Origin of the sequence: Brachyspira pilosicoli P43/6/78 (assembly GCF_000325665.1) — a bacterium.
Classification (GTDB): domain Bacteria; phylum Spirochaetota; class Brachyspiria; order Brachyspirales; family Brachyspiraceae; genus Brachyspira; species Brachyspira pilosicoli.
The window spans coordinates 1,358,261-1,384,978 of record NC_019908.1; the positions used below are offsets into that span (position 1 = coordinate 1,358,261).

A 26,718-nucleotide genomic window follows, 5' to 3' on the forward strand; every position below is an offset into this window, starting at 1 on the left:
TTATTATATTTAAGTAGTTCTTTTTAAGAGAATCATACTAACATCATCTTTTAAAGGTTCTTTTGTAAAAGATTTTATCTCATTAATAATTTTTTCTTTGATATCACTTACATTGTTTTTAACGTTTTTAGAAAATATTTGCTTTAAATGTTCATCACCAAACATATTATTATTATCATCAAATACTTCATAAGCACCATCTGTAAAAACAAATAGAATATCATTTCTATTCAATTGAATTTCCATCTCTGTATATTCGCTATCATCAATCATACCAATTAAAGGACCATCTATATCTACAGTACATATTTCATCTTTACCGTTTGAATAATAAATAGGTTTTGGAGAGCCGGCAGAAGAACATAATAATGCCCCTGTATCATTATTATAAAGAGCATAAAATACACAGGCAAATAAGTTTTTATCAAAGCCCTCTTCTATAAAAAATTTATTGAGCTTCTCTAAAAAAATAGCAGGTGAAGTATTTTTGTCATCTATAATAGCATGCGAATCAAAAAAAGATTTTATTAAAATAGTAAGCATACTAGCAGCAACACCATGCCCAGACACATCTGCAAGAAGTATAGCATAATATCCATCATTAATAAGCTTTATTCCGCTATAGTCCCCAGAAACTTCATTTGGTGCATAATGATGTATAGATATTTCATTTTTAGGTATAGATGTGTTTCCATAAGAAAGTATAGTTTTTTGCAATTTAGCAGCATATTCTATATCTCTTTTTAATATATCCATATACATCATATTAGACTCTATAGCTTTTTTAAGTCTAATATAAGATTTCATTTTAGAGAGAAATAAATCAGTATCAATAGACTTTTCAAAAAATCCATCAGCACCGCAGTCAAATGCTTTAAGAGATTCTGTTTTATTGTCAGAAGCAGTTAAAAAAAGCACAGCTATATTTTTTAATAAATTATCAGATTTTATATATCCAGCTAGTCTGCAAGCCCCGGCATTAGGAAGCATATAATCAACTAATATACAATCTGGTATTTTCTCATATGTCATATTAATAGCTTCTTCATAAGATAAAGCTATATAACATAAATAATTATTTTTTTTTAAGAATTTTTGAATAAACTTAGCATAATCAATATTAGTATCAACTATTAATACTTTCTCAGTTAAAATATTATTTCTTGTACTAGCCATTAATGTACATACCTTCTAGCTTCAACATTAAATATAAGCCCAATAGATATAGAAAAAGTCAAAATAGAAGAACCGCCGCTGCTTACAAAAGGCAAAGTTAAACCAGTAATAGGCATCATACCAACAACCATACCAATATTAATAAGCACGTGACATAAAAACATAGCAACTACACCAGATATAATCAAAGCCCCAAGCCTATCTTTAGCAAAATAAGCAACAGTAATACCTCTCACAAATATAGTAGCATAAGCTAATACCACCAAAGCACTTCCTATAAAACCCCACTCCTCACAAATATTTGAGAAAATAAAGTCATTTACCTGTTGAGGTATAAAGTTTAATTGCGACTGACTTCCATTAAGAAAGCCCTCTCCAAAAAGCCCGCCGCTTCCAACAGCAATGAGTGATTGAATGATGTTGTAACCGGAACTAAGCCTTGTGAGCTCTGGATTCATAAATACTAATAATCTCTCTTTCTGATAAGTTTTTAATCCTATATCAAAAGTTAAAGCCGCACACATACTCAAAAAATAAAACAAAAAATGTAAATGAAAATAACTCTACATATTTGTTATTCATATAGAAGTTTATTGTAAGAAGAAGTATTGATATAAATAAAAATCCTCCTGCAATATATCCTATATAAAGCCTTTGCGATAAGAAGTTAAAAAGAATATTATTTATATCATCAGACATTCTCTTGTATTCCAAAAACATAGGTATAGATAACCCTATAACACCTATGCTTAATAATGATATAATATATCTTAAAGGAACCCCTCCGACAAATAGCATAACAAACACTATAAAACAATATACCAAAACAGTACCCAAATCCGGCTGCATTAAAACTAAACCAATAGGTATAGAAATAAAAATACCAGCTATTAAAAAATATTTTTCCTGTTTTATTTTATCACCTATTTGGTCTAAATAACCAGCTAAAAATATAATCATTACTATCTTACCAAACTCAGAAGGCTGCATACCAAAAAGCCAACTGCTACTTCCGTTTATTGTAGTACCAACACCTGGAATAAGTACAAGTATCAATACAACAAGCATTGGTATATATAAAGACATTCTGTGCTCTGCAAGTTTTGTGTAGTTGATAAACATAGTAATACACATAATAACAAGACCAACAACAGAAAAAAATATATATTTCAAAAATATCCAACTAGTTTTACCAGAATCTGGAGAATATGTTGAAGAATATACAGCTATAGCACCAGCTACCATAAGAAAAAGTATAGAAATAAGTATTCTCCAATCAAATACGAATAATCTTTTTAATTCTTTTTTTTCATTCATATTGTATTCTATTATCCTCTTGATTATTTATATCAGTGTTTTGATTATTATTTTCAGTATTCTCAGTATTTGCCCCATTTTCCAAAGCCTGCTGTTCTCTAGCCATTCTAATTTGTCTATATATATTTTGCATTCTTCCATATATAGAGTTTCTAGCCTGTATAGCATCATCGCCGTCTATTATAGAGCGAAGCATAGCAGTAGCAATAGGTCCAGCAGTAGAACCACCGCCACCACCACTGTTTTCAAGCATAACTGTTACAGCAATCATATCATCTTTAGGTCTTTGATTGTAAGGTCCATAAATAGTAATCCAAGTATGGTCTTTACCTTGAGCATTTTGTGCAGTAGAAGTTTTAGCTGCCAATTTTATGTTTGGAGACCAAGCACCGTTTCTTGCAGTACCGCCTGCTACAGCCATTCTCATGCCTTCTTTTATCACTGTAAATATATCTTTACTTATATCCAATTTTTTCATCACAATCTTATCATTGTTGTATATCACCTCATCAGTTTGAGAACTTCTAATCTCTTTAACAACATGAGGTCTATACATAATTCCGTCATTTATTATAGCAGAAGTAGCCATATGAACCGCTATAGGAGTAGCAGACATATAACCCTGACCAATAGCATATTGAAGAGTATCACCGTCCCACCAATATTCTCCAATTTTTCTTCTCTTCCATTCAGAACTAGGAACTGTACCTATTTTTTCACCAGGCAAATCTATTCCTGTAAGCTCTCCAAAGCCTAATAACTCTGCATATTTCTTTATAAAGTTTGGTCCAAGCTCATAAGCCAAGTTGTAGAAATAAGTGTTGCAAGAAAACTGAATAGCCTTATACATATTAACATAGCCGTGATGACCAGTGCATCTATAAAATCTGTTTTCAAGAAGCATACCGCCCGCACAGAATCTTGTAGTATAAGGTCCAATTCTTCCCTCAGCAAGAGCACCCAAAGCACTAACAAGCTTGAAAGTAGAGCCTGGAGGATATCTTCCTCTTATAGCCTTATTCCAAAACGGATTAGCTGGATTATTAATAAGCTCAGAATATTTTTTAGCATCTATTTTACCTATAAAAATATTAGGGTCATACCAAGGCGAACTTACCATAGCAAGTATTTCACCAGTAGTTGGCTTTGATATTATAATAGTTCCAACCTGACCTCTAAGAAGCTCTTCTGCATCCTTTTGTATTTTTGAATCTATACTAAGTATTAATTTTTTACCAGGTATAGGCTTACCAACAGCAGGAGCAATAGTTTCTTTTACTCTGTTTCTTGAGTCCACTATCCACTGCTCATAACCATCTATTCCTCTAAGCTCTTTATCATAATACTGCTCAACACCCTCTTTACCAATAACGCTGTCTCTTCTATATCCTTCTATTCTTTTACTCTCAAACTCTTCTTGTGAAATATTACCTATATAACCTAATATATGAGTCATAGTTTCGCCAAGAGGATAATTTCTTATAGATTTACTTCCGTAATAAACACCCGGAAAATCTTCAGAACGCTCTGCTAAATAACTCATCTGAGACATACTAATATTATCAGATATCTCTACAGAATCATAACTGTTTTTAGAAACTTTAGATAAGCTTTCTTTTATAGAACCTAAATCTATATTAAATAGTTTAGAAACTCTATATAAAAGCTCTTCTCTCTCAAAATAATTCTTAGGCAAATAAACAGGTATAATATACATTGTGTAGATTTTGATATTCTCTGCCACAATAACACCGTTTCTATCGAATATCTCTCCCCTATAGGCATCTATTGGTATTATTTGCTCTTTATTGTTTCTTGCCAAACTATCATAATGAGAGTTCAAAACAATTTGCAAATAAAATAGCCTAATAATAAGCATAGCCGATATTAGTACAGAAATAATTAATACTACTATCAGCTTTTTCTTATATTTAAAATCTTCGCCTTCAATTTTTTTATCTTTATTTAATTCAATTTCCTAAAAAAGTCATATAAAAAACCCTTATAAAAATTTTTTATACTATTTATAAGTAACGGTATTTATTACTTAAATTTAAGTAAATAAAAAATTTAAAAGGTATATACAAAAATTATATTTGCATATACCTTAAAATTTTCTACTTAATTATTCTTTTTCATTAGACCAATTTTCTCTTGGTTCTTCTTTATCTTGAGGAGGCTGTTTACCTGTATTTAAATAATCAATAGCAGATTTAAGCTGCTTATCATATTTAAGGTCAATTATCTCATTATAGTTGCCTAAATTACGCTCATTATATATTAATCTCTCAAGCAAATAATCGCTAGCAATTATATTCTGATTTTTAAGCTCCTCTTTAAATTGAGGTAAAGCATTTTTATCTGCCTCTTCTTTTGGATATTTTTTTACATATTCTGCAATCTGTCCGCCTTTTCTAAGCTCTGTTAATGCTATTACATCTGTATTACTTAATTTAGGCTCAACAACAACAAAATCTGGAGTTAATCCTTTACCATGAAGTCTTCTTCCATTAGGTGTATAATAATGTGCTACTGTAAATTTAAATGCTGTATTATCTTTTACATCTAAAGGAAGTACATACTGAACACTAAACTTACCAAATGTAGTTTCACCTAATAATTTTGCTCTATTATTATCTTGTAAAGCTCCAGCTAAAATCTCTGATGCAGAAGCACTGTATTGATTAACAAGAACTAACATATCGCCATCTACCCACTGATCGCCTTTCATACTAGCATAATAATCTTGGTTTTCGTTTTTAGTTCTTCCTCTTGTATAAACTATCTTACCATCAGATAAGAACTCTTCTACTATATTAATAGCAGTATCCAATCTTCCGCCTGGGTTATTTCTCAAATCTAAAATAAGCTTTGTCATGCCTTTCTTTTTAAGATCAACTAAAGCAGTATCTAATTCTTTTGAAGTATCATCACCAAAGTTTGTTATTCTAATATATCCTATAGTACTGTCTTCTAACATTTTATATTTTACGCTTTTTATCTCAACTATAGCTCTAGTTAAAGTATATTCTATAGGCTCAACTACACCCTGTCTTGCTATTTTTAATTTTACTTTAGTGCCTGCCTTACCGCGCATGATATTAGCAGCATTGTCTACAGACATATCTTTAGTGCTTTCGCCATTTATCTCTATAATAATGTCTCCAGGCAATATTCCAGCTTTTTCACCCGGACCATCTTCTATAGGAGCAACAACCAAAAGTCCTCTATCTGGCTGTTTTGATATAGATAATCCAACTCCGCCGTATTTTCCAGACATCTCTGTACTAAGTGCCTCATTTAGCTTTTCATCAAGCAAAAATGTAAATGGGTCATCGGTAGCTTCAAGCATACCTTTAATAGCACCATACATAAGTTTTTTGGTAGTAACATTATTTGTATCAACAAAGTTCTGCTGTAATGTAGCAAAAACTTTTTGAAATAGCCTGCTGTAATAATAAAAATCATTATCCGATTGAGCCATACCTTGCTGTGCTATAGCTATTGAAGGGCTCTTAAAATTAAAAAATGATATAGCTAAAACAAATATTAAAAGAAATATCCATAATGCTCGCTCTTTGTTTTTCATCATATTTTGTAACCTCTATTCTAATTAAATATAAAATGATTTATTTCTATTTTTTTCTATACAATAATAATTGGTATTATAACATAAATGGTAAAAAAAAGAATATACATGTTAATATTATTTATATACTTAAGCAAATAAAATTTATAATAAAAAATCCGATACTCAAAGTAATATGGAAAATAAAAACCGTTTTATAATTTTTTCTACAGTTATTATTGTATTAATTATAATATCATTTTCTTCTTTAATGATAACAGCAAATGACAATATTAGTAAAGATACAAACTATAAAAAAATCAACAATACTAATCAAATCAATTATGCAAGCAATAAAAAAGAAAATAAAAAAATTAGAATATTAATAGATCCAGGTCATAATGCTGCTACAAAAGGTGCTGTTGGATTTTTGGGTTATGAATATTACATGACTTTAAGGCTTGCAAAACAGCTTACAGCAATACTTGATAAAGATGATAGATTTGAATACACTTTAAGCAGAACAGGTGCCTATTATGATAAACCTATAAAAGAATATATAACAAATAATTATCAAAAACTATTAGGCATATACAATACAGAATTAGAAAAAACTGAAAGAACAGGAAACTTAACAAGATATCAAACTATGGAAATATATGCTATTAGACATTATGCCATAGACAATAATTTTGATGCTTTAATAAGTTTGCATTTTGATTATATGCCTTATATAAAGCAAAGAGAAAAAACTGAAGGATTTCATATTATAGTAAGTCCATATAATGGCGAGTTTCAAACTTCTATGAAAATAGCAAATAAAATATCTGAAAGAATGCAGGAAAGTTATAAAATATCTCCTGTTATAGCAACAGATAATATACTTCCAGATAATGTATGGAAATTTTATAATAAAGAAGATTTATTAAATAAAGGAATTGCTTTAAGAGGATTAGTTCTATTAGGTGATAGTTTTGAATATGAGTACAATAAACAAACATTCAAAAAAGATATACCTTCAGTTATGGTAGAATCTGGATTTATGCATGATTGGAGACTAGGAAGCACCAAAGAATTAAGCAATATATCAGATAAAATATATAAAGCCTTAGTAGATGTATACTGCAATTAATTTCTAAAAAACATAGCAGCACAGCCTAATACACCGGCATCATTTCCTAAAGAAGCAGGTTTTATTTCAAGATTTCTTACCATCATTCTAAGACCATAATTATTAACGCCTCTTTTAATATGCTCTATCATCATATCAAAATCTTTACAAAGCCCACCGCCTATAAGAACCAAATCCAAATCAAGCATATTCAAAGCCTGTGCTATAGACATACCTAAATAATAAGAACACTCCGCAATAGTCTCTTTAGCAAGAGCATCTCCTTTTTTAGCAGCATCAAATATAGCCTTAGCCTTACCTTTTTCTAATTCCTCATAAGTTAAAGTAGTAGGAACAACATTTTTATGAATCTTTTGTTTAGCCATAGCAATAAAACCAGTAGCAGAAGCATAACGCTCTATACAGCCGCTTGAACCGCAATTACATTTATCACCATCAGGAACTACAAATACATGCCCTACTTCACCAGCTCCTCCCAAAGAACCTGTAAATAATTTTCCGTTAAATACAAATCCTCCGCCTACACCAGTGCCAAGTGTAATAAACATTACAGATTTATATTCTTTATCCTTACCGCTTCCGTATTTAGCCTCACCTAATGCAGCCATACTAGCATCATTGGCAGTTTTTATAGGCAAATCAAATAAATCACCTATATCAGAAAACTTAATACCATGCAAACCAGGAACATTTTCTGCTCCTCCCATATGAAGCGTCTCAGAGTTCATAACTCCAGGACAATCTAAACCAATTCCTATAGCATTATATTCTGAAGGCATATTCTCTAAAAGCTTTTTTATTATATTTGCTATATTTGTCTTATGTTCTTCAGAGGTAAAATTAGCTTCTATATTAAAGCTATCTTTATATAAAATATTTCCCTCTTCATTAATTATAGCACCCTTTATTGAAGTGCCTCCTATATCTAAAGCAATAACAGCATCTTTCATTATTTATATGCCTCCATAATTTTATAATCATATTTTAGTATTAAGATAAAAAATTGTCAATGATTAATAATTAATAATAATATATCTATTTCAATTTTATGAATTATCAATTATAATAAACATAATAAATAAAAAATATTTTAAAGTATTCCTATGAAAATAAATGAATTAGTATCAATATTAGTACCTGTATATAATATAGAAAACACTATAGAAAAAAATATAAATATATTAATAGATAAAGTTTCTCCATTTTTAATGAACTTTGAGATAATTATTTCTGATGACGGAAGCAGCGACAACTCAAAAGAAGAAATAAAAAAAATATGTTTAAACTTTCAAAATAAAAACGCAAATCTGAAAAACATAATAGGAGTTTATGCAAAAGAAAATCAAGGAAAGGGACATGCATTAAAAAGAGCCTGCGAAGTTTCTAATGGCGAATATATAATATTTTGCGATGGCGATATGGAAATAGACCCTTCTCAATTAGAAAACTTTTTTAACATCATGCAAAAAGAAAATGCTGATGTTGTTATAGGCTCTAAGAGACATAAAGATTCTGTAGTTAATTATTCTAATATACGAAAACTTATTTCTTTTATTTATTTTATGTTTGTGAAGATATTTTTTCATCTTCCAATACAAGACACTCAAACAGGATTAAAACTTTTTAAAAGAGATGCCATAATAAATATTTTCCCTAGAATACTCGTAAAAGCATTTGCTTATGATTTGGAAGTTTTGGTTGCATGCAATTCTAATAATAAAAAAATAGTTTCTGCTCCTGTAATAGTAAATCCAAATAGACATTTTGGTTTTATTAGATTTCCTATATTGTGGAGAACATTCATTGATACTTTAGCAATATTTTACAGACTCAATATTGTTCATTTTTATGATGATTTGTTTTCAGAATTAAAAGAAAAACCATTGGTAAGCATTATTATACCATTAAAAAAAATTAATGATTATATAAAAGAAGAGACAGAATATTTACTTGAACAAATATACACAAACTTTGAAGTAATAATACTTCCAGACAAATATACAAACGAAGAAATTGATATAACACTTTTTAAAGATGAAAGAATAAAAATAATAGAAACAGGAGAACTTCCTCCTGCAATAAAAAGAGCTATTGGAGTGAAAAACTCTAAAGGAAGCATATTAGCATTTTTAGATGATGATACATATCCAGAGAAAGATTGGCTTTTGAATGCATTAAGAGCTATGGAAAGTAAAAAAGTTTATGCCCTTGGGGGACCTGCTATCAACACTCCAAAAGATAATTTCTCAAAACAAATTAGCGGACTTATTTATAGTTCAACACTTATGAGCGGAAAACATAGAGCAAGATATATACCAGACAAGGTTCAATATGTTAATGATTATCCAAGCTGCAATTTTATAATCACAAGAGAGCTTTATGATAGAGCTGGAGGATTTGACAGCGAGTATTGGCCTGGTGAAGACACTATTCTTTGCAATAATATAATGAAACAAAAAGAAAAAATATTATATACTCCAGAAGCTTTGGTTTATCATCATAGAAGAGATTTATTTTTTGGGCATTTCAAACAGTTAAAAGGTTATGCATGGCATAGAGGATATTTTGTAAAAAGATTCGGCGGAAACTCATTAGCTTTATCATATTTTATACCGTCAATATTCTTAATCTATACTATTTTTCTTCCAATTGCATTATATTTTAATTTGCCTCAAGTTTTAAATAATTTAATACCAGCAATTAATAAAAATATATTTCTTTCTTTATTATTATTTCCTCATAGTTTTTATGTATTATGCTTAATAGGAAGTTGGATTAGTACACTCTCTCTTACAAAAGGTTTTTGCAAGGCCATAGGAATATTTTTATCGCATCTCACCTATGGATTTTTCTTTATCAAAGGTTTTATGCAAGGATTTATTAGTAAAGAATAACTCCAATTACAGCTGCTATTAATATTATAGCTATAATAGGCACTTTCCTTCCTGCTACCCTTATTTTTTTCAAAAAGAGAGATAAAGCAAATATAAATAAACCTACAGGACTTATATAATTAAAAATATTTTTTATAAATGCTACATTATTAAGTATAGATGAATCAGTTAATTTTACAAAGAAAGCATCTTTACAAAATGTAATAACAGCAGAAGCTATCAAAGCAACAGCACATACTCTAAGTCCGTTCATTATACTATTAAACTGCTCATTATTTTTTAGACTATAGAAAAACTGAGAAACAATCATACATATTATAAATGCAGGTAAAAATATTCCAAATGTAGCAACAGAAGAACCCAATACACCCGCAACTTTATAACCCACAAAAGTAGCAGCATTAATAGCTATAGGCCCCGGAGTTACTTGAGATATAGCAACAAGATTAGAAAACTCGCTAGGGCTAACCCAGCCATAACCTTCTAATATTCCTAAAAGTAACGCTATAATAGCATACCCGCCGCCATAAGTAAAAATTCCAAGCTTTGCAAATATATAAAACAATCTAAAATATATCATTATTAATTCCTAATAAACTTTTTACTAATCAAATAATAAAGCCAACCCAAAAAAGCAGAAAGAAGCAAAGTATATATTACATTAAAATTAAGAAATACAACTAAAATAAAACTTAAAATAAAAAGTAAAGCAGTAAATTTATTTTTTAAAACGCTCTTTCCCATATCATAAGCAGATATAAGTATTAAAGCAGCTATTGCACCCTTTATACCTAAAAAAGCTTTATTCACATATTCTAAGCTTTGTACTCTTTCAAATATAGGAGCTATTATAAGTATAATAATAAAGGAAGGCATCATCACACCAATACCAGCCATTATGCCTCCAAAAATACCTGCTATCTTAAAACCTGTAAGAAGAGAAGTATTAACAGCTATAACACCAGGTATACTCTGTGCCAATGCAAATACATCTACTATCTCAGCCTTTGTTAAAAACTTCCTCTTATCAACAAACTCCTCTTGCATAATAGGAAGCATAGCTAATCCTCCCCCTATTGTAACAAGACCTATATAAAAAAACGAAATAAACATTGTAAGAGCAGAAATTTTATTTGGTTTTTCTTCTTTTTTTTCTTCTTCTATCATATATAATAATCCCATTATTCATTAATATTTATTTCAATATAAGATAATATTAGTTAAATAAATTGTCAACAATAAAATACAAAGATATTATTTTTTATAAAAAATTTAATTTTTGAAATTATTTTTTAAACTAATAAATAAAAAAAAGATAATAGCAATTATTAAAAATTGCCATTATCTTATAAAATTATATTTTTAATTATAAATTAATACTGCACCATCTGTTCATCAACTAATCTATTAGCAGGAACATAATCATTAACTTTTTGAGAGAAAACTAAAGTATCTGCAAATCCGCCTCTTTTAACAGATAAGAATAAATCATTATATTCATTAGCAGGTCTTCCCATTTTTTTAAGTGTTAAAGCTTTATAGAATATAGCATCATTAGCAAATCTTGTTCTAGGATAAGAATTGATAATGTTATCAAATAATGAAACAGCATTTTGTAACTCATTAGGGTCATTAGAATAAGTTTGATATAACATACCATTCCATAACAATGATAAAGGCTTAAACTTCTCTATTTTTGTAGAAGCTGCAACCATTTTGAATGAATCATTAGCTATAGCAATATTACCTTTATCAGATTTAGATAAGAAATAATGAACTATACCTTTAAATTGATATAATTGACCTAAATCAACATTAGCAGGTAAATTATTAAAATCCAATCTATCTATATAATTTTTAGCTTGAACATATTCTTTGTTTGCTATCATTACTCTAATTTCTTGTATTATTAAAGGGTCTGTTTTATGTGTATCTGCCCAAGGACTATAGAAATTATTTACAGTAGCCTTTTTTGGACCAGGCATAACATATGCATTTGGTGTTGTTGTTGGTGTATATGTATTAGCCGGCTGCATAGGAGTTTGAGTATAAACATCATTGCTCATTGTCATATCAGAATATTGATTATCTGTTAATATTCCTGTATCTTCAATTGTTGTATTATCTGTTTCTAATACTACATTACTTCCTGTGTTTTGATTATACTCATTTTCTATTTGATTAAGATAATCATTTTGAATATTATCATCTTTTTTATTACAAGATATTATAAAAATTAAACTTAAAACTATTAATAAAGCTTTTTTCATCATTTTATGCTCCAAAAATATAATTCTGTAATATTTTCGGAAATATATAACAAAAGATTAGAGTTTTAATTACACTTTTTTATATTTTGGCATTATTATTTTTTCATATTATAAAAAATATATATTAATATTGATTGATAAATACATAAAACACTTTTTATAAGCTATAATTATTATTTATAGAATTTTTTATTGACTTTGCATAGACATATCATATAATGTAAAAAATATACGGAGTACCAAAAATGAAAAAAATTATATTAATTGTATCTTTTATTTTTATATATACTATATCTTGTGCAAAACAAAATTCAATTGTAAATGAAGCTATCTCCATTAACATGGGGCCAGAGCCAAAAACTTTAGACCCAACATTAAACTCATTAGGCTCTGCATCTTGTTATATACTTCATGCTTTTGAAGGCTTAACTAAAATGGATTCTAATAATACAGTTCAGCCTGGTATAGCAGAAAGATGGGATATATCAGACGATGGACTTACATATACATTTCATTTAAGAACCAATGCTTTATGGTCTGACGGAACAAATGTTAAAGCTAAGGACTTTGAATATTCTTGGAAGAGAAGTGTTAATCCTAGTGTTGCTGCTGAATATGCATATATGATGGAAATAGTACAAAATGCTAAAGAAATAAATGAAGGCACTATGGATTATAATGAATTGGCAGTAAAAGCTATAGATGATTATACATTTGAAGTAACACTAGCCAATCCTTCGCCATATTTCCTTGAGTTTATAGCTTCTACTGGAATATTCATGCCATTAAGAGAAGATATTATAAATACTTATGGAGATGAATGGACTTTAAAACCGGAAACTTATATAGTTAATGGTGCTTACACTATGACAGAAAGATTAGCAGATGAAAAAATAGTATTTTCTGCAAATAAAAATTATTATAATCCAAATGAGCAAGTTGCTAAAAAAATTAATTTTGTATTAATGAGTGAACCAAATACAGCTATGAGCGGTATTAAAAGTTCTTCTATACACTTTTCAGCATTAGAACCGCCTTCTTCAGAAATAGCCTCTCTAAAGGCTGATAATTTATTAGTTGAAAACAATGCTATTGGAACTTATTTTATAGAATTAAATATTACAAATAATGCTTTAAGAGATAAGAGAGTAAGACAAGCTTTATCTTTGGCAATAGACAGAAATTATTTAGTATTAAATGTAACTAAAGGAGGACAAACTCCTGCAGGAGCATTTATACCGCCTACTGTTAAAGGTTCTAATTCTACATTTAGAGTTGAAAATCAAGAATATATAAACAACAAAACTTATTTAGCAAATGTTGAAAAAGCAAAAAGATTAATGGCTGAAGCTGGATATCCAAACGGAAAAGACTTCCCTGTTTTAGAATTAAAAGTATCTCCTGGTATTTATGTATTACTTGGAGAGACTATACAGCAAATGTGGAGAGATAATTTAAATGTATATATTAAATTATTACAAGAAGAGTTCCCTGTTACATTACAAACTTTAGTAGATAAAAATTATGAAATGGCTAGAATGGGTTGGACTGGGGATTATAATGACCCTATGACTATGCTTGAAATAATGCTTAGCTATAGCGGAATTAATCATACAGGTTTTTCAAATGCTGATTTTGATAATCTTATTAACATAGCAAAAACTTCTGCTGATAATGATGTTAGAATGAATGCTATGAAAGAAGCTGAGGCTATACTTATGGACGAAATGCCTATAATACCGCTTTATTATAGAACAGATTTATTTATGGTAAACCCAATACTAAAAAATGTTGTATTAAGCCCTTTAGGAAGACATAAATTTAATTACTGCTATATAGAAGTAACTAAAAAGACAAATAGATAATCATATATTTAATAATAATTATTAATTTTTTAAAATATAATATTTAAGGAAAATAATATTATGTCAGATGAATTAAAGACAAAAGCATTAGAATATCATTCAAAAGAAAAAGCAGGCAAAATAGAAGTTATAGCAACAAAGCCTTGTAAAACTGCTGATGACTTATCTTTAGCATATACTCCGGGAGTGGCAAAGCCTGTACTTGAAATAGCAGAAAATCCAAATGATGCTTATAAATATACTTCTAAAGGGAATTTAGTAGCTGTTATATCAAATGGAACTGCAATACTTGGTTTGGGGGACAGAGGTGCTTTAGCTTCAAAACCTGTTATGGAAGGAAAGGGTATATTATTTAAACGCTTTGCTGATATTGATGTTTTTGATATAGAGATAAATGAAAAGAATCCTGATAAAATCATAGAAATAGTAAAAGCATTAGAGCCTACATTTGGAGGAATTAACCTTGAAGATATAAAAGCTCCTGAATGTTTCAAAATAGAAAAAACTCTAATAGAAAAATGCGATATACCTGTATTTCATGATGACCAACACGGAACTGCTATAATATGTTCTGCTGCTTTGATTAATGCTTTGGAAATCGCAAATATAGACAAAAAAAATGCCAAGATAGTATTTAACGGTGCCGGTTCTGCGGGCATTTCTTGTGCTAAAATGTTTGTAGCATTAGGGGTTCCTAGAGAAAATATAATTATGTGCGACAGTAAAGGTGTTATCACTAAAGAGAGAATAGAATCTGTTACTGAAGAGAAAAGAGAGTTTGCAACAGATTTAAAAGTAAAAAATCTTGAAGAAGCTATGAAAGGGGCTAATGTATTTGCTGGGCTTTCTGTTGCTGATTGTGTTAGTGAGGATATGGTTAAATCTATGGCTAAAAACCCTATAATATTTGCTATGGCTAACCCTAACCCTGAAATACAATACGAGAAGGCTATAGCTATAAGAGATGATTTAATTATGGCTACAGGAAGAAGTGATTATCCTAATCAGATTAACAACGTGTTAGGTTTTCCTTTTATATTCAGAGGTGCTTTAGATGTGAAGGCAAAAGCTATATCAGAAAAAATGAAAATGGCGGCTTCATTAGCATTGGCTGCCCTTGCTAAAGAAAAAGTTCCTGAAGAAGTTTTCAAAGCTTATGGAAACAAGACTTTTGAGTTTGGCAAAAATTATATAGTGCCAAAACCTTTTGACCCTAGGGTTATTGAATGGGTATCTCCTGCTGTTGCTAAGGCTGCTTGTGATGAGGGGCTTGCTAGAGAGCCTATCACAGATTTTGAAAAATATAAGGCTTCTCTAAAAGATAGAATGAAAAAATATTGGAATTAATAAAAATATATTAATAAATGCAAATAAAAAAGAGAATTTATTTTTTATTATAAATTCTCTTTTTTTATTTTTTCTTTATTTATTCTTAATTATTTACTATCTTTTATTGCTCTGTATTTTGCTAAAAACTCATTTGATACATTTTGTAATTCTTTTGCATATTCAATATTTAAATTCATTGAATTATTAATTATCTCACTATCTGGATTTTCTTTAAGCATTTCTAAACGCATTTTTGTTTTTTCTGTATTTATTTTTTGTTTTAATTCAGAAATCTTTGGCTGATATTCAGTTTTTAATTTTGTTATTTCAGCTAATTGCTCTTTAGTGAGAGAAGCAGAATTATAAATAAAATATCCATAATTATAAGTTTCACCATCACAATAAGAATAATTATTAGCTTTGTTATAAGAAGAATTATTCTTAGCAAAAGCAGGTACTGATAAAATTGATACGATAAAAATAATGCTTAAAATGTGTTTCATATTTATCTCCATAAATATTATTTATATATTATTAGACGAGCTATTAAATATAAAAGTTCCCCAAAAAACAAATATTATTAAGAGTTTAAAAAGTTTTTTATATATTTTGTCTGCTCATCATTTTTAAGTAAAAAAGTATCATGACCATAGTTTGATTTTAATTCATGAAACTCAGTATCAATATTAATTTCTCTATAAGTTTTTACTATATCCTCAGACTGATAGCTCGGATAAAGCCAATCTGATACAAATGATATTACAAGAACTTTATCTATAGAGTGCTTCTTTATTTTTTTTATATCATCTCTCACATCAAATAAATCCATAGCCTTAGTAAGATACAAAAAACTATTAGCATCAAATCTCTCAGTAAACTTCTCCCCATTGTAATGCAAATAATTTTCTACTTCAAAAGAAGGAGTAAAATATTTTATAGCCTTTTTTCTTCTTCTTCCAAATTTCTTTCTCATATACTCTTCGCTCATATATGTGATATGCCCAAGCATTCTAGCCAAAGCAAGTCCATTATCTGGAGTGGATATGCCGTAATATTTACCTCCATACCATTCTGAATCTTCTGTGATAGCCTGTCTTGATATTTCATTAAAAGCTATTTGCATAGGTGAATGACTCATACAGCTTGCTATAATGATTAATTTATCCATCATATTTGGGTATGATGCACTCCACTGCAAGACTTGCATTCCGCCCATAGAACCGCCTACAACAGCATAAAGCTTATTTATCTTCAAATAATCTATTAATAACTTTTGAGCCTTTACAATGTCTTTCATAGTAAAGCTTGGAAAATCTGTACCATAACACAAATTACTATTAGGTTTCTTTGATGAAGGACCAGTAGTACCGTAGCAGCCTCCAAGCACATTTGAACATATTACAAAATATTTATCTGTGTCTATAGCTTTTTTCTTGCCAACAAAATTGCTCCACCAAGTTAGAACATCACTATCCCCTGTAAAAGCATGGCAAATTAATATGGCATTATCTTTTTTATCATTTAATTTACCATTTGTAGTGTAAGCTATTTTTAAATTATCTATAGCAGCAGAGTTTTCAAATTTAAAAGTTTTATTATAATTAAAATATTCTATCATACACAACTTACCCTATTTTTTGATTTATTATTTACTTGCTATAGTTAAAGCCTCATCAAGATAATACAATATATCATCTATATGCTCTATTCCTATAGAAAGCCTTATAAAGTTTTTGGTAATACCTGCATTTATTAACTCTTCTTCAGATAATTGAGAATGCGTTGTAGAAGCAGGGTGTGCAACCAAACTCTTAACATCTCCCACATTAACAAGATGAGAAAATAGTTTTATATTGTCTATAAACTTAACAGCAGCATCATATCCGCCCTTTATGCCAAATACAACCATTCCGCCAAACTTATCATCTTTCAAATATTTTTTAGCTACATTGTAAGAAGCATCATTTTTAAGACCAGGATACCTCACCCACTCAACCCTATCATCTTTCTCTAAAAACTCAGCAACCTTCATAGCATTAAATGAATGCCTATCCATTCTCAAAGGCAAAGACTCCATTCCCTGAATAAATACCCAAGAATTATCAGGCGACAAACAAGCTCCTAAGTTTCTTAAAGGCACAGTTCTAAATCTCATAGTAAAAGCAATATCTCTTAACTCATCAGGCAAATCATAAGCCCATTTTAATCCATGATAATTAGCATCAGGCTGAGTAAACAAAGTAAACTTATCATCTTTCCAATTAAACTTACCAGCATCAGTAACTGCCCCTCCAACACTGCTTCCATGCCCGCCAATCCATTTGGTAAGAGAGTTAATTACTATATCAGCTCCATAATTTATAGTTTGAAGTAGATAAGGTGTTGTAAAAGTACCATCTACTATTAGTGGTATGTTGTTATTATGGGCTATTTTTGCTACTTCTTCTATATCTGTAAAATCTAATGAAGGGTTTGATATTGTTTCTATATATATTGCTTTTGTTTTTTTAGTAATTGCATTTTCAAAGTTTTTTGGGTCTTTGGCATCAACAAAGTTTGTGTTAATACCAAATTTTGGAAGAATGGCAGCAAATTGTGAATATGTACCTCCATACAAACTAAAAGATGATAATATTTCATCACCAGCCTCGCATATAGTAATCATAGTATTAAATATAGCACTAGTTCCAGAAGATACCGCTATAGAAGATTTGCCGTTTTCCATTGCTGTAATTCTCTTTTCTAATACGTCTGTAGTAGGGTCGCCTAATCTTGTGTAAATATAGCCTAACTCTTTTAAGTCAAATAAATCAGCAGCATGTTTAGAGTTTTTAAACATATAAGATGTTGTTTTATATATAGGTACACCTCTGCTTCCAAACACATCATTATTCTCTTGTCCTGCATGAACAGATAAAGTTTCAAATTTTAATTGTCTTGACATATAAACTCCTAAATATTTAAATTTAAAAATAAAAAAGCCGCCAAAAAATTTGACGGCTGTAATTTTACAAAATTAATATTTATTATACTATGCAGCCGTAATGATTTTTTGCATTTGCATGAGGCAAAGCATGTTCATAATAACTGCATTATTCATAATATTTTACATTTATTCAAAATTTTATATTTTATTTATATGTTATATATAAAAAATATATTGTTGTCAATAGTAATTATTAAAACTTTTATAAAATTATTCGTATATTTTTTAAAAGCTTAATAATAGTATTGAAATTGGTATATGCTTGATATATAATATACACTAATAATAAATTAAAAGGTATTTTAAAAATGAATATTTTAAGAAAAATGATATTTATTTTTGGATTGTTATTAGCCTTAATTTCAATAGGTACAATAACAAGTTATGAAAAAAATCAAAAAGATAAAGTTATAGGAAAAGACTACTAATTATATGTTCAAATATAAAATTATTTCATTACTATTTTTATTAACATTATTTAATTCTAATTTATATAGTGTAAAAGTAACTGTGCTTCCATTTTTAAGCAAAGATAAAGAATGGGTAGAAAAATATATGGTAGATGACGGAATGCCCAGAGCTTTTGAAATATCTTTGAGAAATACGCATATGTTTGATGTAAGCGATTATGATTTGCTTATTTCATATTTTGAGTCATATGATAATGTTATGGATTATAAAGCATTATCTACAAATATAACTGTGGCTAGCGATTTTGTTAAAGATACTTTTGAATCTGATTATTTAATCACTGGTGAAGTTCTTGATTTTAATCTCAAACAAGGCGGAAAAGATACGGCTAATGTAGAGTTTAAGGTTAATCTTATAGATATAAATACTGCCAAAACAGTAAAAACTTTTACTAATTCTGCTAGTTATGTACTTCCTGGAAACAGTGTTGTATATAATTCTGAAGATGCTTTATTTTATGAAAGTGCATTAGGTTGGGCTACTATTTTAGCTTTTAATAATATAGCTAATGAAATATCAGAATTTTTAGAAATACCTCCTCTAATTGGAACTGTAACAAGAATAGAAGACAATAAAATATTTATAAACTTAGGAAAAAGAAACAATATAAAGATAGGAGATGAGTTTGGAATATATAGTGTAGAAAAATATTTGGATTTGCCTCCTAACAATGAATATCTTATAAATAAAATTAATGAAAGAAAACAAAGCTCTCTAACTAATGGAATATTAACAAATAATATAGACCCAAATAACTTTGTAGTACACAATAATACTAATTCATATACTGCTACTAATCAATCATCAAATAATAATAATAATAATAATAATAAAAGTAATATATCTAAACAATATAATAACTCTAATAATGCTTCTTCTTCTGTTTATAGACAAACAAGAGAAAATGCTAATGGAGATTTTTGGTATACAAGTGAAATGCTTTATATATATAGATATTATAAAACTAGAAAAACATTAGTAACAAAAGCAAAAGTTATAGAATTATATGATAATTATGCTATATTAGAAAATAAAAGCAATGCAAAAATAGAGCTGCTTATGGAAGTAAAAATTAATGAAGAAAAGGATAAGAACTTATGATAATAAAACAAAATGTTATTTTTAACAAGACAGATAAAAAGGACTATTATATCTATATAGATAAAAAAAATAATAGAGGTATATTTACTCCATATTTCAAAGGTTCTTATAATAGTTTCTTCTATGATTTTAGTCTTGATAAATGCAGAATATTTCATAAGAATGCTAAATCTTATTCTATACTAGATTTATCTCTAGACGGTAAAAAAATAATAACTATATCTGTAGATAATGTTAATAGTTCAAACAATACATTAAAAATTGTAGAGATAGGTACTAATAAAGTATTTTTGGAATTATCTGGAATGTATGTTTATGAGGCATATTTTACTGCTAATCCTAAATTAATAATATGCAGAGCTAAAGAATTTAATAGAACTAATGTTTTTTTATATAACATAGAAGAGAAAAAAATAGTATACAGCTTAAAAGAAAATACATTTATATCTGATGGAGCTTTTGATGAAAAAAGAGTAATGTTTACATATCCATCTGCTATAAATAATAAAATATTATATCAAGTGAATGTGCTTACTTTAAATGACGGTAAAATACAATTAGAAAACCCAAATATGAAGATAAGCAGTATATATTCTGTAGGAAAAGACTTTGTATTAATGGAATCAAATAAATCAATAGCATTCTATAGCAATAAAAAAATTGTATGGAAAGTAGAATTATCATCTGTATTTAGCTGTGAATATGATGGCGGAATATTTTATTTGGATAAAAAAATATATTTTGACAATCCGGCTATATCAAAAGATAATATGGAAAATGATAAAAATCTTAAAGAGAGTATGATACTTTATAGAATTGATATAGACACAGGTAATATAGAATATTTGCTTCTTCCTGTGAATATACAATATAAAAGATTTACTACTATGTTTGGAACTAAAATTATAGATACTACAGGAAATATATTAGATATAAGAAGCGGAAAAACATTAACTTTCCCATTAAAGTTATATAAATAATTGTAAATATTTATATTTTTATTATATTTGTATAGTATGTATAATTTTTATATTTAAATAAATTAATAGGAGTTTTAATTTGTATAAATACATAATATTACTTTTAACAATATCTATTATATCTATATCTTGCAACGGCAAAGAGATAAACAATATAATAGTACAAACAAATAAAGCTGATATATCAAATAATAATAATAGAGATGATATAAAAGTATCCACATCAAAATTAACCTCAAAAGAATATGAAGTGTTAATAAACAAAGGTACAGAGTTTCCATTTACAGGAGACCTTTTAGATGTAAAATCTGATGGTGTATATACTTGTAAACTATGCGGTAACTTACTATTTAAATCTGATGCTAAATTTAATTCAGGTACAGGTTGGCCTAGTTTTGATGATGCGGTTGCAGAAAACATAAAATTAGTAAAAGATGGGTGCCGAGTAGAAGTATCATGTGCAAAATGCGGAGGTCATTTAGGACATGTGTTTTACAATGAAGGCTTTACAGATAAACAAACTAGATATTGTATTAATTCTGTATCTTTAAATTTTGTTAATAAGGCAGAATTTGAAGAAACTAATGATAGTACAAACAAATAATGAGGTAAAAACTATATATGAAAAAAATTGCATTAATAGCAGCTATTTCTATATTTTCTTTAATATCATGTAATGAAAAATTAAATAGCGAATCTTCAAATATTAAAGAAAATAAGGAGGAGACAAAAATGATTCCAGAAAATCTTAAATACGCATATTTTTCTTCCGGCTGTTTTTGGGGAACTGAATATTGGTTTGAAAAAGGCAAAGGAGTATATGAAGTTGTAAGCGGATATGCAGGAGGACATAAAATAAACCCAACATATCAAGAAGTTTGCACAGGTCTTACAGGACATTTAGAAACAGTACAGGTTGCATATAACCCAGATGAAACTACTTATGAAGATTTAGTTAAACTCTTCTTTGAAACTCATGACTTTACTCAAAAAAATGGTCAAGGTCCTGATATAGGCTCGCAATATTTGTCTGCTATTTTTTATCAAACAGAAGAAGAAAAAGAAATAGCTCAAAAATATATAGACATGCTAAAAGAAAAAAAATTATGATGTGGCAACAACTTTAAGAGAGTATAAAAACTTCTACCCAGCAGAAGCTTATCATCAAAACTATTATGAGAGAAAAGGCTCTATACCTTATTGCCATTTCTATAACAAAATATTTTAAGTTTGTTTAAAAACTAAATTGATAAATATTTATATTGTTTTAATTTTATTGTTTGTACAAGTTTTTTATTCAACTTTTTCCCGTAGCAAAAAGTTGCAAAAAGTACAAGTGTTTTTATTCTATATCTTAGAATACATATATAATACTTGTATTTTAACTAAATATGTAAGTTTTTTATTTTATTCAACTTTTTCCCGCCTTAGCTTTGCGGACTTCATCAAAGAACCAAAAAGTGCAAGTATTTAGGTTTTTATATCTAAGAAATATATATAAAATAAAAGAGCTATCACTAATTAAATTAGCAATAGCTCTATTATTATTTTAATAAATAACTACATCAAGCCTTTGATATATCTAATCAATTCAGCAACCACAAAAATTAGAAACACAAATCCAAAAAATATCCAAGACTTAATAGTTCTTTTTCTTGTCTCTTTTTTATTAAACTCTGTTCTAAAAGGATCATTTTCCACAATTCATCAAACCTTTTTCAAATATTTTTGAGTATCAACAGCAACAGCAGCAATGATGATAGCACCTTTAATAATGTATTGCATATAAGGTGAAATACCAACGAAAGTCATACCGTAGTTAATAACTTGGAATATCAAAACCCCAGAAACAATACCCAAAATAGAACCAATACCTCCAGAGAATGAAACTCCTCCAACAACGCAGGCAGCAATAGCATCAAGTTCGTATCCATTACCTAAGTTGTTTGTAGCAGAACCAACCCTAGCAACCTCTAATGAACCAGCTATACCATATAAAGCACCAGCCATAGTATAAACTATCATAAGAGTAAGAGGAATGTTTACACCGCTTACAGCAGCAGCTTCAGGGTTGCCTCCAACCGCAAATATGTTTTTACCTAATTTAGTTTTGTTCCAAATTACCCACATAATTAAAGTAATAATTACAGCAAATATTATTAAGTATGATATTGTAAGTCCGCCTATTTTTATACCGCCTTGAGCTAAATTAGTAAATCTAGGGTCAAGTCCGCCAATAGGCTGAGCACCATAAGGAGGTCTGTCAAAATAAGTACTAGTAACACCGTAAAGTATTAGCTGCATACCCAAAGTAGCAATAAATGGAGTTACATAAAGTTTAGAAATAATAAAACCATTTATAAAACCAAATATCATAAGTATAACCATTACCAATAATATAGGTACTATAACAGGAAGTAAAGGCAAATCAGGATACATTCTAGTAGGATTGCTCATAGATTGTAGTAAAGAAGCACTAACAACCGCAGCAAGACCAACAGCCCTACCAGCACCAAGGTCGTTACCTTGAGTTACTAGCAAAGTACCAATACCAACAGCAATAATCATACGAGTAGAAGCCTGAGCAAAAATGTTTACAAAGTTGCTAAGTCTAAAGAAAGATGGCTCTTTAATAATAATACCAATAAGTATAAGCAAAAGTGCTGCAAATATGGCATTATTCAGTATAAATTTTAATATTTTGTTTATAGTAGAATTTCTGTCTGACATATATTATTCCTTTATTAATAAATTATAAATATTTGGCAGATAATGCCATTATTTCTTCTTGATTAGTACTAGCTGTATCAACTATGCCCGCAACCCTTCCATTACTCATAACCATTATCCTATCGGTTATACCAAGTAATTCAGGCATTTCAGAGCTAACCATAATAATAGTCTTACCTTCCGTAGCTAAATCTATTATAAGTTTATATATATCATATTTTGCCCCTACATCAATACCTCTAGTAGGCTCATCAAGCATAAGAATATCAGGAGCACTCAAAAGCCATCTGCCTAATATTACCTTCTGCTGATTACCTCCAGATAATGATTGTATAGCAGTTTTCTCTGAAGGAGTCTTTACCTGCATACTGTCTATTACCCATTTAGTATCCTCTCTCATCTTCTTATTATTTAAAAATCCAAAATTACCTTTATAATTATCTATATTAGCTATTATAGAATTAAAATTAATAGAAAGCATACCAAATATACCAGTCTGTCTTCTTTCCTCTGTTACCAAAGCAAATCCATGCTTAATAGCTTTTCTTGTTGTATTATTTTTTATATCTTTATCATTTTTAATAATCTTACCGCTTGATAAAGTACGCATACCAAATATACTTTCAAGCACCTCAGTTCTTTTTGCACCAACAAGACCGGCTATACCAAAAATCTCACCTTTTCTCACACTAAAATTAATATCAGTAAGAGAAGGCTGATAAAATGCTGTAAAATTTTGAATCTCCAAAATTCCTTCACCAGGAGTATTAGTTTTAGGAGGGAATCTATTAGTTAAATCACGACCTACCATCTGTTTAATAATAAGGTCAGTTGTTAATTCTTTAGCAGGAGTAGTTGAAACAAACTTACCATCACGCATTATAGTAACTTCATCAGATATCTGTAATATCTCTTCCATTTTGTGTGAAATATATATCATACCAACGCCGCGGCTTTGAAGCTTTCTTATTATTTTAAACAATTTAGCAACTTCTTTTTCTGTAAGCGAACTAGTAGGCTCATCTAAAACAAGTATTTTAGAATTGTATGATACTGCTTTTGCTATTTCAACCATTTGCATTTCAGATACTGATAGTGTGGATACTTTAGTTCTAGGGTCTAAAGGTATTTCTAAATCATCAAAAATAGCCTTAGTATCATTATACATTTTTTTCTCATCTACAAACCCTAATTTAGTAGGATATTTACCAAGCCAAATATTATCTTGTATATTTCTTTGCCTAACCTGATTAAGCTCCTGGTGAACCATTGCTACACCATTATTCAAAGCTTGTTTAGGAGAAGTAAAATTCACTTCATTACCATCTAATAATATTGTTCCTTCATCTTTATGGTAAATACCAAATAAACATTTCATAAGAGTGGATTTTCCAGCACCATTCTCTCCCATAAGAGCAACAACATTTCCCTCTCTCACAACAAGTTCAGCCTTATCTAAAGCTTGAACACCAGGGAAATATTTTGATATGCCCTTCATCTCAAGAATTACTTTTCTCTCTTCCATAAAAACAAAATCCTTAAAATTACACTTAAAAAAAATACGATATACGAAATTAAAAATATGAAATTGGGGACATTATAAAAGCATAATATCCCCATTCATAAAAATGATTATTACTTATAAGCTTCTTCAGCTATAGTAACATTATCTGCAGTTATAGGAACATAAGGAACGCGTACTGCTTTTACTTCGTCTAAAGTCCAAGTAGTACCTTCTACTGGGTCTTTACCAGCAGCAACATTTAATGTTAAATCTACAAGAGCTTGAGATTGTCCAACTGGGTCATTAAGTACTGAACCTAATATTGTTCCTTTTTTGATTTCGTTTAACATATCAGGAATAGCATCTACACCTACTATAGGGATATATTTAGCTTTATCGCCTGTGTTGTATCCTAAAGCTTGTATAGATTGTAAAGCACCTAAAGCCATAGCGTCGTTGTTAGCAAAAATAAACTCTATTTTATCGCCATGTTTTTGTATCCAAGCATCTACTATATCTTTAGCTTTTGCTGTATCCCACATAGCTGTTTGTTCTGCCTCTAATTTTTCTACTTTAAGACCATTATTAGTAATATACATAGTTACATGAGAAGTTCTTGCTTCTGCATCTGGGTGGCCTGGTTCGCCTTTAATTAATACGTATTGTATAACACCGTCACCGTTTTTATCTAAAGTAGGATCTGCTTTCCAAGCATCTACAACGATTTTACCTTGCATATCGCCAGATTCTTCTGGAGTAGTACCTACATACCAAGTTTTATCATAGCTAGCCATAGCTTGAGCACTAGGCTGTTTGTTAAAGAATACTACTGGTATATTTTTAGCTTTAGCTTTGTCTATAATAGTTTGAGCTGCTTGAGGGTCAACTAAGTTAATTGCTAAAGCTTTAACATCTTTGTTTATCATAACATCTACTTGGTCATTTTGTTGAGCTTGGTTATTTTGAGAATCGTTAATTATCAAATTAGCTTTGCCTGCTATTTTACTTTCGATGTTTCTTCTGTAGAAAGACATGAAGTTATCATCATAACGATAAATTGTAACCCCAATTAGTGGACCATTAGCATCTGAAGTTGCTGCATTGTCTTTAGTGCCGCCGCCGCAAGATACCATGAAAATTGTTGCTATTATAAGCATAGAACTTATAATGGATATTTTTTTCATAATAGAAAACTCCTTAATTTAATTAATATTCTATAATTTTAGTATATAAATTTTATTGATTAAATCAAGTTTTTAATATTCAAATAAAAAACCTTTTAAATACTATCTTCATATCATTATAAAAATATAAAATTTATTACATATACAATATGAAAACATAAAAATATTATAAGCTCTTTTACAAAAAATTTACTAAAAAATTCTGTTTTTA

Annotated in this window: 23 protein-coding genes and 1 pseudogene; 9 read left to right on the forward strand and 15 right to left on the reverse strand. The window is 29.0% G+C overall.

The genetic code is table 11. From position 1 onward, the window contains the following. Positions 1-9: 9 nt before the first annotated feature. The 4 genes and pseudogenes from BPP43_RS06020 to BPP43_RS06035 all read right to left on the reverse strand — a co-directional run bounded on the left by BPP43_RS06020 (position 10) and on the right by BPP43_RS06035 (position 6,085). Positions 10-1,176, reverse strand: a complete 1,167-nt coding sequence (locus BPP43_RS06020) for a fused response regulator/phosphatase (protein WP_014932491.1) — start codon at positions 1,174-1,176, stop codon at positions 10-12. After that, positions 1,176-2,493, reverse strand: a pseudogene (locus BPP43_RS12670) (FtsW/RodA/SpoVE family cell cycle protein). The gene BPP43_RS06020 and the pseudogene BPP43_RS12670 overlap by 1 nt, the downstream one beginning before the upstream one ends. Then, a complete protein-coding gene (gene mrdA / locus BPP43_RS06030; protein WP_041752821.1) occupies positions 2,486-4,468 on the reverse strand; it encodes a penicillin-binding protein 2 in 1,983 nt (660 codons plus the stop codon). Before mrdA ends, BPP43_RS12670 begins: the two are co-directional and overlap by 8 nt. Positions 4,469-4,618: 150 nt before the next feature. After that, a complete protein-coding gene (locus BPP43_RS06035; protein WP_014932490.1) occupies positions 4,619-6,085 on the reverse strand; it encodes a S41 family peptidase in 1,467 nt (488 codons plus the stop codon). 172 nt (positions 6,086-6,257) lie between these two features. Here BPP43_RS06035 and BPP43_RS06045 point away from each other — a divergent pair, with 172 nt between their 5' ends. Beyond that, positions 6,258-7,193 carry an N-acetylmuramoyl-L-alanine amidase family protein gene (locus BPP43_RS06045; protein ID WP_013244675.1) on the forward strand — a complete coding sequence of 312 codons (936 nt, stop codon included), beginning with the start codon at positions 6,258-6,260 and terminating at the stop codon, positions 7,191-7,193. On the opposite strand, the gene BPP43_RS06050 is transcribed toward BPP43_RS06045, so the two are convergent. Next, a complete protein-coding gene (locus tag BPP43_RS06050; RefSeq protein ID WP_013244674.1) occupies positions 7,190-8,143 on the reverse strand; it encodes an ROK family protein in 954 nt (317 codons plus the stop codon). The two genes, BPP43_RS06045 and BPP43_RS06050, sit on opposite strands and share 4 nt — an antisense overlap. Positions 8,144-8,296: 153 nt before the next feature. On the opposite strand from BPP43_RS06050, the gene BPP43_RS06055 reads away from it, so the two are divergent. After that, entirely contained in the window at positions 8,297-10,087 is a 1,791-nt protein-coding gene (locus BPP43_RS06055) for a glycosyltransferase (RefSeq protein ID WP_015274457.1), read from the forward strand. Here the strand turns inward: BPP43_RS06055 and BPP43_RS06060 are convergent. The 3 genes from BPP43_RS06060 to BPP43_RS06070 form a co-directional block, all read right to left on the reverse strand. After that, entirely contained in the window at positions 10,074-10,667 is a 594-nt protein-coding gene (locus BPP43_RS06060; RefSeq protein WP_015274458.1) for a chromate transporter, read from the reverse strand. The genes BPP43_RS06055 and BPP43_RS06060 overlap by 14 nt on opposite strands. A gap of 2 nt (positions 10,668-10,669) precedes the next feature. Beyond that, the gene (locus BPP43_RS06065) at positions 10,670-11,254 is read right to left on the reverse strand and encodes a chromate transporter (RefSeq protein ID WP_015274459.1); all 585 of its coding nucleotides are present in this window, start codon (positions 11,252-11,254) and stop codon (positions 10,670-10,672) included. Between the two features lie 206 nt (positions 11,255-11,460). Further along, on the reverse strand, positions 11,461-12,360 hold the full coding sequence (locus BPP43_RS06070) for a tetratricopeptide repeat protein (RefSeq protein ID WP_041752823.1): 900 nt from the start codon (positions 12,358-12,360) through the stop codon (positions 11,461-11,463). Positions 12,361-12,602: 242 nt separating this feature from the next. Between BPP43_RS06070 and BPP43_RS06075 the strand changes: the two genes are divergently transcribed. Together BPP43_RS06075 and BPP43_RS06080 are read left to right on the forward strand one after the other, a co-directional pair. After that, entirely contained in the window at positions 12,603-14,222 is a 1,620-nt protein-coding gene (locus BPP43_RS06075; protein WP_015274461.1) for a peptide ABC transporter substrate-binding protein, read from the forward strand. A 60-nt stretch (positions 14,223-14,282) separates the two neighbouring features. Beyond that, positions 14,283-15,569 (forward strand): malic enzyme-like NAD(P)-binding protein, encoded by a 1,287-nt coding sequence (locus tag BPP43_RS06080; protein ID WP_015274462.1) that lies wholly within the window; start codon positions 14,283-14,285, stop codon positions 15,567-15,569. A gap of 89 nt (positions 15,570-15,658) precedes the next feature. Here BPP43_RS06080 and BPP43_RS06085 read toward each other — a convergent pair whose 3' ends face one another. The 3 genes from BPP43_RS06085 to BPP43_RS06095 all read right to left on the reverse strand — a co-directional run bounded on the left by BPP43_RS06085 (position 15,659) and on the right by BPP43_RS06095 (position 18,495). Then, positions 15,659-16,054, reverse strand: coding sequence for a hypothetical protein (locus BPP43_RS06085; protein WP_015274463.1), 396 nt, complete (start codon positions 16,052-16,054; stop codon positions 15,659-15,661). A 77-nt stretch (positions 16,055-16,131) separates the two neighbouring features. Beyond that, positions 16,132-17,169 (reverse strand): homoserine O-acetyltransferase MetX, encoded by a 1,038-nt coding sequence (gene metX / locus BPP43_RS06090; RefSeq protein WP_015274464.1) that lies wholly within the window; start codon positions 17,167-17,169, stop codon positions 16,132-16,134. A 27-nt stretch (positions 17,170-17,196) separates the two neighbouring features. Further along, on the reverse strand, positions 17,197-18,495 hold the full coding sequence (locus BPP43_RS06095; RefSeq protein ID WP_015274465.1) for an O-acetylhomoserine aminocarboxypropyltransferase/cysteine synthase family protein: 1,299 nt from the start codon (positions 18,493-18,495) through the stop codon (positions 17,197-17,199). Between the two features lie 474 nt (positions 18,496-18,969). Between BPP43_RS06095 and BPP43_RS06100 the strand changes: the two genes are divergently transcribed. The 5 genes from BPP43_RS06100 to BPP43_RS12815 all read left to right on the forward strand — a co-directional run bounded on the left by BPP43_RS06100 (position 18,970) and on the right by BPP43_RS12815 (position 22,317). Beyond that, entirely contained in the window at positions 18,970-20,109 is a 1,140-nt protein-coding gene (locus BPP43_RS06100; RefSeq protein ID WP_015274466.1) for a hypothetical protein, read from the forward strand. After that, positions 20,106-21,089, forward strand: a complete 984-nt coding sequence (locus BPP43_RS06105; protein ID WP_013244661.1) for a hypothetical protein — start codon at positions 20,106-20,108, stop codon at positions 21,087-21,089. The genes BPP43_RS06100 and BPP43_RS06105 overlap by 4 nt, the downstream gene beginning before the upstream one ends. Before the next feature lie 79 nt (positions 21,090-21,168). Further along, complete coding sequence (msrB, locus tag BPP43_RS06110; protein ID WP_013244660.1) at positions 21,169-21,693, forward strand: peptide-methionine (R)-S-oxide reductase MsrB; 525 nt, start codon at positions 21,169-21,171, stop codon at positions 21,691-21,693. A gap of 17 nt (positions 21,694-21,710) precedes the next feature. After that, positions 21,711-22,199: a peptide-methionine (S)-S-oxide reductase MsrA gene (gene msrA, locus BPP43_RS06115; RefSeq protein WP_015274467.1), complete on the forward strand. Its 489-nt coding sequence runs from the start codon at positions 21,711-21,713 to the stop codon at positions 22,197-22,199. A gap of 1 nt (position 22,200) precedes the next feature. Beyond that, on the forward strand, positions 22,201-22,317 hold the full coding sequence (locus BPP43_RS12815) for a peptide-methionine (S)-S-oxide reductase (RefSeq protein ID WP_232473449.1): 117 nt from the start codon (positions 22,201-22,203) through the stop codon (positions 22,315-22,317). A gap of 332 nt (positions 22,318-22,649) precedes the next feature. On the opposite strand, the gene BPP43_RS11720 is transcribed toward BPP43_RS12815, so the two are convergent. The 4 genes from BPP43_RS11720 to BPP43_RS06130 all read right to left on the reverse strand — a co-directional run bounded on the left by BPP43_RS11720 (position 22,650) and on the right by BPP43_RS06130 (position 26,507). Further along, entirely contained in the window at positions 22,650-22,790 is a 141-nt protein-coding gene (locus BPP43_RS11720; RefSeq protein WP_015274468.1) for a hypothetical protein, read from the reverse strand. A 6-nt stretch (positions 22,791-22,796) separates the two neighbouring features. After that, positions 22,797-23,819 (reverse strand): galactose/methyl galactoside ABC transporter permease MglC, encoded by a 1,023-nt coding sequence (mglC, locus tag BPP43_RS06120; protein ID WP_013244658.1) that lies wholly within the window; start codon positions 23,817-23,819, stop codon positions 22,797-22,799. Positions 23,820-23,841: 22 nt separating this feature from the next. Then, entirely contained in the window at positions 23,842-25,344 is a 1,503-nt protein-coding gene (gene mglA, locus BPP43_RS06125; protein WP_013244657.1) for a galactose/methyl galactoside ABC transporter ATP-binding protein MglA, read from the reverse strand. A 110-nt stretch (positions 25,345-25,454) separates the two neighbouring features. Continuing rightward, a complete protein-coding gene (locus BPP43_RS06130) occupies positions 25,455-26,507 on the reverse strand; it encodes a galactose ABC transporter substrate-binding protein (protein ID WP_013244656.1) in 1,053 nt (350 codons plus the stop codon). Positions 26,508-26,718: the final 211 nt, after the last annotated feature.

Coding starts and splice junctions, on each gene's coding strand:
- BPP43_RS06020 (WP_014932491.1), bottom strand. CDS start 1,176: ATGGCTAGTACAAGAAATAATATTTTAACTGAGAAAGTATTAATAGTT.
- BPP43_RS06035 (WP_014932490.1), bottom strand. CDS start 6,085: ATGATGAAAAACAAAGAGCGAGCATTATGGATATTTCTTTTAATATTT.
- BPP43_RS06045 (WP_013244675.1), top strand. CDS start 6,258: ATGGAAAATAAAAACCGTTTTATAATTTTTTCTACAGTTATTATTGTA.
- BPP43_RS06050 (WP_013244674.1), bottom strand. CDS start 8,143: ATGAAAGATGCTGTTATTGCTTTAGATATAGGAGGCACTTCAATAAAG.
- BPP43_RS06055 (WP_015274457.1), top strand. CDS start 8,297: ATGAAAATAAATGAATTAGTATCAATATTAGTACCTGTATATAATATA.
- BPP43_RS06060 (WP_015274458.1), bottom strand. CDS start 10,667: ATGATATATTTTAGATTGTTTTATATATTTGCAAAGCTTGGAATTTTT.
- BPP43_RS06065 (WP_015274459.1), bottom strand. CDS start 11,254: ATGATAGAAGAAGAAAAAAAAGAAGAAAAACCAAATAAAATTTCTGCT.
- BPP43_RS06070 (WP_041752823.1), bottom strand. CDS start 12,360: ATGATGAAAAAAGCTTTATTAATAGTTTTAAGTTTAATTTTTATAATA.
- BPP43_RS06075 (WP_015274461.1), top strand. CDS start 12,603: ATGAAAAAAATTATATTAATTGTATCTTTTATTTTTATATATACTATA.
- BPP43_RS06080 (WP_015274462.1), top strand. CDS start 14,283: ATGTCAGATGAATTAAAGACAAAAGCATTAGAATATCATTCAAAAGAA.
- BPP43_RS06085 (WP_015274463.1), bottom strand. CDS start 16,054: ATGAAACACATTTTAAGCATTATTTTTATCGTATCAATTTTATCAGTA.
- metX (WP_015274464.1), bottom strand. CDS start 17,169: ATGATAGAATATTTTAATTATAATAAAACTTTTAAATTTGAAAACTCT.
- BPP43_RS06095 (WP_015274465.1), bottom strand. CDS start 18,495: ATGTCAAGACAATTAAAATTTGAAACTTTATCTGTTCATGCAGGACAA.
- BPP43_RS06100 (WP_015274466.1), top strand. CDS start 18,970: ATGTTCAAATATAAAATTATTTCATTACTATTTTTATTAACATTATTT.
- BPP43_RS06105 (WP_013244661.1), top strand. CDS start 20,106: ATGATAATAAAACAAAATGTTATTTTTAACAAGACAGATAAAAAGGAC.
- msrA (WP_015274467.1), top strand. CDS start 21,711: ATGAAAAAAATTGCATTAATAGCAGCTATTTCTATATTTTCTTTAATA.
- mglC (WP_013244658.1), bottom strand. CDS start 23,819: ATGTCAGACAGAAATTCTACTATAAACAAAATATTAAAATTTATACTG.
- mglA (WP_013244657.1), bottom strand. CDS start 25,344: ATGGAAGAGAGAAAAGTAATTCTTGAGATGAAGGGCATATCAAAATAT.
- BPP43_RS06130 (WP_013244656.1), bottom strand. CDS start 26,507: ATGAAAAAAATATCCATTATAAGTTCTATGCTTATAATAGCAACAATT.